Origin of the sequence: uncultured Fretibacterium sp., from assembly GCF_938040765.1 — a bacterium.
Classification (GTDB): Bacteria; Synergistota; Synergistia; order Synergistales; family Aminobacteriaceae; genus CAJPSE01.
Map to the genome: position 1 here is coordinate 1 of NZ_CALIAA010000128.1, position 7,013 is coordinate 7,013.

Consider the following 7,013-nt stretch of genomic DNA (forward strand, 5'->3'; position numbering starts at 1 on the left):
CGTAATTTCTTCGATTGCCTGCTTTGAGCTTGGTATTTAGCCCCTCCCCCTCTCTCCGTTGTGGGCACAGCATATCATGCGCATATTATGCACGTCAATGGTCTTATAAAGGAAATGGGGCATGAAATGACAGGGCGATATCGTTCTTTGGAGGGGCTCCCGCCTCGTGGTGAAGTCCACCCGTCCCCTTCATATCACGGCACCTTCCTTACCGTCTCCGGATCATATGCATGGAAGCAGCGGACCTTGCGTCCGCCAAGCTCCGTGATTTCGGGCATGCGCAGGGTGCAGTCCCGGGTGGACCGCGGGCAATACGGCAGAAACGGACATCGTTCCTCAGAGCTTGGGACGGAGGGAGCGTCGAGGGGGGAGAGGGGGCGTTTTTTTCGGTCCCCGGGATCCATGCCGGGGATGGAGTCCAGAAGGCATCGGGTGTAGGGATGCAGAGGGCGGTCGTACAGCGCTTCGGTATCCGCAATCTCGCAGATATGGCCCCGGTAGAGGACGCAAACGCGGTCCGATATCGCGCGCACGACGCCCATATCGTGAGAGATGAAGAGACAGGTGAGCCGCTTCTCCTCCTTCAGGGAGTGCAGCAGATGGAGGATTTGGGCCTGGATCGAGACGTCGAGGGATGAGACGGGCTCGTCGCAGATCAGGAGCTCCGGCTCCGTGGCCAGCGCGCTGGCGATGCCCACGCGCTGGCGCTGCCCTCCGGAGAGCTCGCGGGGATAGCGAAAGACCGTCTCCTTCGGCAGTCCGACGCTTTCGAGCAGTTCCATGGCGCGCTCCAGACGGCCGCGTCCGGCCTCTGCGATCCCGAACGCCTCCAGCGGCTCCAACAGGCTGGCGTGTATGGAGATGTTGGGGTTCAGCGCGGAGGCGGAATCCTGGAAGACCATGCGGATGTTCCGCATCGCGTCCCGCCTTTCCCTCCCACGCAGGCCGTTCAGGTCCCTTCCCCTGTAGAGCACGGATCCCCGGCTTGGGCGCAGGGCGCCGTTCAGGATCCGGCCCAGGGTGCTTTTCCCGCTTCCCGACTCGCCCACCAGCGCCAGCGTTTCCCCACGCCGCAAGGTCAGGTCGACGCCGTGGAGCGCCCGGGTCTCCCCGCGTCCGAAGGAAAAAATACCGTTTCGGGGAAAAATCATCCCCACGTTTCTGAACTCCGCCAGGGGAACGCTCATCGTCCGTCCCTTCTCCCGTCCGGGGTATTGATCGGGAAAAAACACCGAACACGGCATCCGTTCTCCCCGTGATCGTTTTTCCATTGGAACGCCGGTTTTTCCCGGAGGCAAATCGGCCGGCTCCTGGGGCAGCGCGGGGCGAAGCGGCATCCGTCCAGCTCGTAAAAACGTTCCGGGGCCTGCCCCTTCATGCATCGTGGAAGGCCGCGGAAAACGTCCGCCCTGGGGACGGACTCCATCAGCCCTCGGGTATAGGGATGCTGCGGATTTTCAAAGAGCGTGAAGACATCCGCCCTCTCGACCAGCTCGCCCGCGTACATCACGCAGACCTCGTCGCACAGCGAGGCGACGACCCTCAGATCGTGCGTGATCAGGAGGATCGAGGCTCCCGTCTCCTCCTGAAGGCGCCTCAGGAGCTCGAGGATGCGGACCTGAACCGTGGCGTCGAGGGCCGTGGTCGGCTCGTCCGCCACGATAAGGGACGGGCGCAGCGCCACGGCCATGGCGATGAGAATCCTCTGCTGCATCCCGCCCGAGAACTCGTGGGGATACTCCCGGTATCGGGACCGGGGGTCGCGGATCCCCACGCTCCGCAGAAGCTCGATGGCCCGTTCCCGGCGCTCCCTTCGGGATAGGCCGCCGTGTGCCGCAAAAAGCTCTCCGATCTGTTCTCCGACGGTCAGAAGAGGGTTCAGGGCCCGCGACGGCTCCTGGAAAATCATGGACATCTCGCGTCCCCTGAGCGCTCTCAGCTCCCTGTCCGTCATGTTCAGCAGGTTCTCCCCCTTGAAGAGCACCTCTCCGCTCAGGACGTGGAGGGGGGCCGGGAGGAGGTTCATCGCCGCCGACGCGGTCACGCTTTTTCCGCTTCCCGATTCGCCCACCAGCCCGACGATCCGGTTGGGAGGGACGGCGAGGTCCAGCCCCTCGATCAGGACGCGCTCCGACCGCCCGTGCCGAAGCCCGATCGTCACGTTGCGGAGCCTGAGGACGTCGTTCATCGCCGTACAGGGCCTCCCGTCCCCGGGTCCAGGTACTCCCTGATTCCGTCCCCCAGGAAGTTGAAGGACATGGCCAGCAGAAGGACGCAGAAGGCAGGGCCCAGGGAGATCCAGGGGGCGTTGAAGAGGTGTTCGCGCCCCTGCGCGACCATCAGCCCGAGGCTGGTCAGAGGGGGCTGAGCTCCAAGCCCCAGAAAGCTCAGCCCCGCCTCGGAGAGGATGGCCCCCGGGACGTTGACCGTGTACAGGACCAGAAGGGTTTGCCGGATGTTCGGCAGGATATGGCGGGCCATGATTCGGATCCGCCCGACCCCGGTCGTCCGTGCGGCCTCTACGAAACCGCTTGTTTTCAGCCTCGCGGTCTCCGACCGGACGATGCGCGCCGTCCGCGCCCATCCCGTCAGGCAGAGGACGAGGAGAAGGTTGACGAACCCCGCGCCCAGATTGTAGATCATCGCCATGGCCAGAATCATGAAGGGATAGGCGAGCACAATGTCCGCGGTGCGCATGATCAGCGCGTCGACCTTCCGGCCGGAGAGGGCGGCCGTCATCCCGAGAAGCGCGCCCAGGGCCAGGGAGAGGAATGTCGGGACGAACGCGGTGATCAGGGAGATCCGCGTTCCATGGAGGATGCGGCTCAGAACGTCGCGCCCCATGGCGTCCGTTCCGATCCAGTGCTGCGCCGAGGGCGGCTGGAGGAATTCCCTGTAGTTCGGAAGCGCGGGGTCGTAGGGCGCCAGCAGCGGGGCCAGGACGGCCAGCAGGATAAAACAAAGGATCAGGAGTGCGCTGACGGTCCCCAGCTTCTTCCGCATCGCGAAGTCGTTTATGAGCCTCAGGGCGCGAAGCGCGAGGGGCCTGTCCATTGCCGGCGGGTTCATGGGGGTTCAGCGGCGAAGGCGCGGGTCGATGGCCGCGCAGAGAAGATCGGCGACGAGATTTCCCAGGATGACCACGGACGTGGAGAGCAGGATGGCCCCCTGCAGCAGGGGCATGTCCCGCGAGACGAGCGCATTGAGGGAGAGCGACCCCAGCCCGGGGATGGAGAACATGGACTCGGTGATGACGGCGCCGCCGAAGAGGGACGCGGACTGCATCGCCAGCAGGTTCACGACGGGGGGAAGCGCGTTCTTCAGCGCGTGGCGAAGGACGATGCGCGTCCGGCCAAGCCCCTTCATGTTCGCCGTGCGGATGAAGTCGGCGTTCATGGCGTCCAGCATGCTGGAGCGCACGAGGCGCACCACGGAGCCCGCCCCGTACCAGCCCAGGACCAGGGAGGGCAGCACGAGGTGTTCCAGGCGAAAAAATCCCGAGACGGGAAACCACTTGAGCCTGTAGGCCAAAAAATATTGCAGCAGCACGGCGCAGCAAAAGGTGGGGGTCGAAATCCCGAACACGGCGAAGGCCGTGATCGCCCTGTCGGAGAACCTTCCATGGAGCAACGCGGCCCCTATCCCCGCCGAGATACCGAGTATCCAGGTCAGAAGGGAGGCCGACAGCGCCAACTTGCAGGTGTTGGGGAAGACCTCCGCCAGGATGTCCGCCACGGGGCGGTTCTGAGACAGGGAGACGCCGAGGTCCCCGTGCAGGATGCCCGTAAGATAGCGCCAAAAGCGAACGTGGACGGGATCGTTGAGCCCGAAGCTCTCCATGAGCCGCGCGACGACGGCAGGGTCCTGCTTCTGAACGAGCATCCCGCTGAAGGGGTTTCCGGGGATGACGTTCATCAGAAGAAACGTCAGGAAGATGACCCCGACGAGCAGCGGCAGCGTCAGGGCCATCCTCCTGGCTGTATAGGTCAGCATGTCGGCCTACAAAAGGGCGGTGTTATTTGCCATAGGCCGGGTCGAGCTCCAGATCCCGCGTCGCCCCGGCCGCCCAGCCCTGCCACGAGAGATGGAAGTTCTTCAGGCGCGGGCTCAGCACCCATTCGCCCTTGCTGGAGACGATCGGCAGGTAGAGGGCCTTTTCGAAAGCGATCTCCTTCTCCAGTTCACGGTTCAGTGCGATGCGGGCATCGACGTCGCTCATCTCCCGAGCCCTGTAGATTCTCGCGCTCAGCTCCGGGTCGGCGAGGTTGAGGCCCACCGCCTGGCTTCCCAGCGCCGAAAAGCGGAAGAAGAAGGTATCGGCGTCGGGGATGCCGGCGGTCATAGGGCCGATGAAGATTCCGAACCCGTCGTCGCCCTTCATCACGGTGTCCCAAAAGGCGCTCATGTCGAGGTTCTTGATCGTAAGCCTCACGCCGAGGGGCGCAAGCATGGCCTGGACGGCCTCGTTGATGGGGTGGGTGTACTTGCTGCTGTTGTTCTGGATCAGAAGCAGGTCGAACCCGTTCTCGAACCCCGCTTCCTTGAGGAGCGCCCGGGCCTCGTCCGGGTCGAAGGGGATGTGGGGCAGGTCCTTGGTGTAGCCGGGGATCATCGGAGGGATGACGCCGTCCATGGGAACCCCCGTCCCATTGAAGAAGAGCGTGTTCAGCGCGCTGCGGTCGACGGCCCTCTGAATGGCTTTGCGGACGCGGACATCGTCCAGGGGCTTCGTCTTGCAGTTGAACATCATGTAGACCAGGCCGGGGCGCTCGAAGGAGCGGGTCAGGGGCTTCCATGCCTCGCTCTCCGTGAAGTACTTGTAGGTGGCCGCGTTGCCGAGGGTCATCACGTCGAGCTCCCCATTCTCGAACATCATGCGCTCCGTCGTCGGATCGATGTTGATCAGGTAGCGAACGCCGTCGATGGAAGGGCGTTTGCCGAAGTACTCGTCGTTCCGAACCAGGTTGATCTCCTGATCGGGTTTCCAGCCCCCGAACTTCATCCAGCCCGTCCCCACGGTATATTGGGGATCGAAGCCGAACTTCTCCCCTCCCTCGGTGACGGCCTTGCGATTGAAGATCGACGCCGGGGCGTCGGTCAGGTTCGCGAGGAACGGAGCGTAGGGGGTCTCCAGGACGATCTCCACGGTGTAGTCGTCGATCACCCTGACCCCTCCGACCGTCTCGGCCTTGCCCGAGAGCCGCTCCTTGGCCCCGGCGATCATCTCGAAGGTGTCGGTGTTGAGCGTCTTTTCCTCCGGGTTCATCATCTTGTCGATGGTGAACAGGACGTCGTCCGCCCTGAACTCCGCGCCGTTATGGAACTTGACCCCTTTGCGCAGGTGGAAGGTGTAGGTCCTGCCGTCCGCGGAGATGTCCCAGGATTCGGCCAGGCCGGGGACGATGACCGCACCGCCCTTGCTGTCGGGCTCGGCCTCCACGAGACGGCTGTAGATCTGGAGCGGGATGAAGTAGTCCGCGTTGGTCTTCTGGATGTCCAGGGTCCTCGGATTCTGAAACAGGGTAAGGACGAAGGTGTTTCCGTTGGGGCTTTTGTAGTTCTCGAACGGGTTGTTCTCCGCCGCCTGAACCGGGGAAAATGCAAGCAGGAAAAGCGCGGCCGCAGCCGCGGCCCGAACAAAGCGCGTGACGAATCTCATGATGACGGTCGACCTCCTATAGGGGACAACAAACGGGATTGGGCCGAACGGACCGGACGAGGCCGAGTGACAGGGGAGGGGCGCCAGCGTCAGGGAATCTCCCGACGTCCGGCCGAACGGGACGACGATGCAGCACGTGCACTGCGCGTGTTCGATCACGTTTCCGGACGACGCATCGAAAAGCCCTCCTTCCGACCTCTCACCCCGACCTCGACGTCGATGCTTTTAACGGATAACGCCGATGTTCGGCGATGCCGGCGATCTGCGGATGGACCCGTCTGCACAGGGCCCCCTTCGCCTGTCTCAGGCTATCAGAAACGCGCGGGAGCGTCAAGGAACTTCCCGAGAGTTCACGTTCTCAATACAGCAGCGGTGCCCCGATGCCCTAAGGGACGAAACGACAAATCTTTGATCTGCCTCCTCGGGCTTACAGTGGTTTCATCAAACCTCCGCCCCCACCCTGTAAGTTTCAGCGCAGGAGTCGTATCCGCCTCCGCGAGCAGGGTTGTCCTCCTACCTGATGAAACCGTTCAGAAAACTGCAGAGCTTTTTATTCGCGCTGTTGCCCCTCAAATTATCGGGCGCTCCCTCGTCCGTCATCATTCCGTCGTCCATAAAAAAGACCTTATCCGAGATTTCCATCGCAAAATTCATTTCATGCGTTACTATCAGCATACTGCACCGCTTCTTGTCGGCCAAATCCTTAATGATCGCCAAAACCTCTCCCACCCGTTCAGGATCCAACGAAGACGTCGGCTCGTCGAATAATATGATCTCGGGGTCTACCGCCAGGGCCCTGGCAATTCCCACCCTTTGCTGCTGACCTCCCGACAGCCTGGAGGGATAGCAATGCTGTTTGTCTTTCAAGCCTACCTGTTCCAGTAGCTGTAACGCAATCTCCAACGCAGTCTCTCTCTTTTTCTTCTGAACCAAAACCAGGGGCATCATGATGTTTTCCAAAACCGTTTTATTCTTGAACAGACAATAGTTTTGGAAGACCATCGCGGTCTTGTTTCTCAGCCTTCGGATCTGTCTTTCCGACGACCTGCCGGCATCAACCGACAGGTCGCCTATCTTTATGCTTCCTCCGTCGGGCTTTTCTATAAAATTGATGCATCTCAGCAAAGTGGATTTGCCTGTTCCGGACGGGCCAATGATGGCCCCTACCTCTCCATCGTCAATCCGAAAGGTAATGCCCTTCAGCACCTTGAAGCTTCCAAAACTTTTTTCCAACCCCGTCACTTGAAGCATGAAGGCTCACCTTTATAAAAACCGGTAAATTCTTACCTCGAGTTGTTTTTGAATGAGGTCCACGCAAACGATCAGCAACCAGTATACGATTCCGGCCGCAATG

The 7,013-nt window shown here is 61.6% G+C and carries 6 protein-coding genes; all 6 read right to left on the bottom strand.

Annotated elements, in window-relative coordinates; all coding sequences use genetic code 11:
• Nucleotides 1–194 precede the first annotated feature (194 nt).
• Complete coding sequence (locus tag Q0176_RS04800) at nt 195–1,187, bottom strand: ABC transporter ATP-binding protein (protein ID WP_299299761.1); 993 nt, start codon at nt 1,185–1,187, stop codon at nt 195–197.
• Nucleotides 1,184–2,188: an ABC transporter ATP-binding protein gene (locus Q0176_RS04805; RefSeq protein WP_299299763.1), complete on the bottom strand. Its 1,005-nt coding sequence runs from the start codon at nt 2,186–2,188 to the stop codon at nt 1,184–1,186. The genes Q0176_RS04800 and Q0176_RS04805 overlap by 4 nt, the downstream gene beginning before the upstream one ends.
• Complete coding sequence (locus Q0176_RS04810; RefSeq protein ID WP_299299765.1) at nt 2,185–3,054, bottom strand: ABC transporter permease; 870 nt, start codon at nt 3,052–3,054, stop codon at nt 2,185–2,187. Before Q0176_RS04810 ends, Q0176_RS04805 begins: the two co-directional genes overlap by 4 nt.
• A 21-nt stretch (nt 3,055–3,075) precedes the next feature.
• Nucleotides 3,076–3,993, bottom strand: coding sequence for an ABC transporter permease (locus tag Q0176_RS04815; RefSeq protein ID WP_299299767.1), 918 nt, complete (start codon nt 3,991–3,993; stop codon nt 3,076–3,078).
• Nucleotides 3,994–4,015: 22 nt separating this feature from the next.
• Nucleotides 4,016–5,659 (bottom strand): ABC transporter substrate-binding protein, encoded by a 1,644-nt coding sequence (locus Q0176_RS04820; RefSeq protein ID WP_299299769.1) that lies wholly within the window; start codon nt 5,657–5,659, stop codon nt 4,016–4,018.
• Between the two features lie 513 nt (nt 5,660–6,172).
• On the bottom strand, nt 6,173–6,910 hold the full coding sequence (locus Q0176_RS04825; RefSeq protein ID WP_299299771.1) for an amino acid ABC transporter ATP-binding protein: 738 nt from the start codon (nt 6,908–6,910) through the stop codon (nt 6,173–6,175).
• Nucleotides 6,911–7,013: the final 103 nt, after the last annotated feature.

What these genes read in the sequence shown, in the direction of transcription:
- Q0176_RS04800 (WP_299299761.1), bottom strand. Translation starts at nt 1,187, where the DNA reads ATGAGCGTTCCCCTGGCGGAGTTCAGAAACGTGGGGATGATTTTTCCC.
- Q0176_RS04805 (WP_299299763.1), bottom strand. Translation starts at nt 2,188, where the DNA reads ATGAACGACGTCCTCAGGCTCCGCAACGTGACGATCGGGCTTCGGCAC.
- Q0176_RS04810 (WP_299299765.1), bottom strand. Translation starts at nt 3,054, where the DNA reads ATGGACAGGCCCCTCGCGCTTCGCGCCCTGAGGCTCATAAACGACTTC.
- Q0176_RS04815 (WP_299299767.1), bottom strand. Translation starts at nt 3,993, where the DNA reads ATGCTGACCTATACAGCCAGGAGGATGGCCCTGACGCTGCCGCTGCTC.
- Q0176_RS04820 (WP_299299769.1), bottom strand. Translation starts at nt 5,659, where the DNA reads ATGAGATTCGTCACGCGCTTTGTTCGGGCCGCGGCTGCGGCCGCGCTT.
- Q0176_RS04825 (WP_299299771.1), bottom strand. Translation starts at nt 6,910, where the DNA reads ATGCTTCAAGTGACGGGGTTGGAAAAAAGTTTTGGAAGCTTCAAGGTG.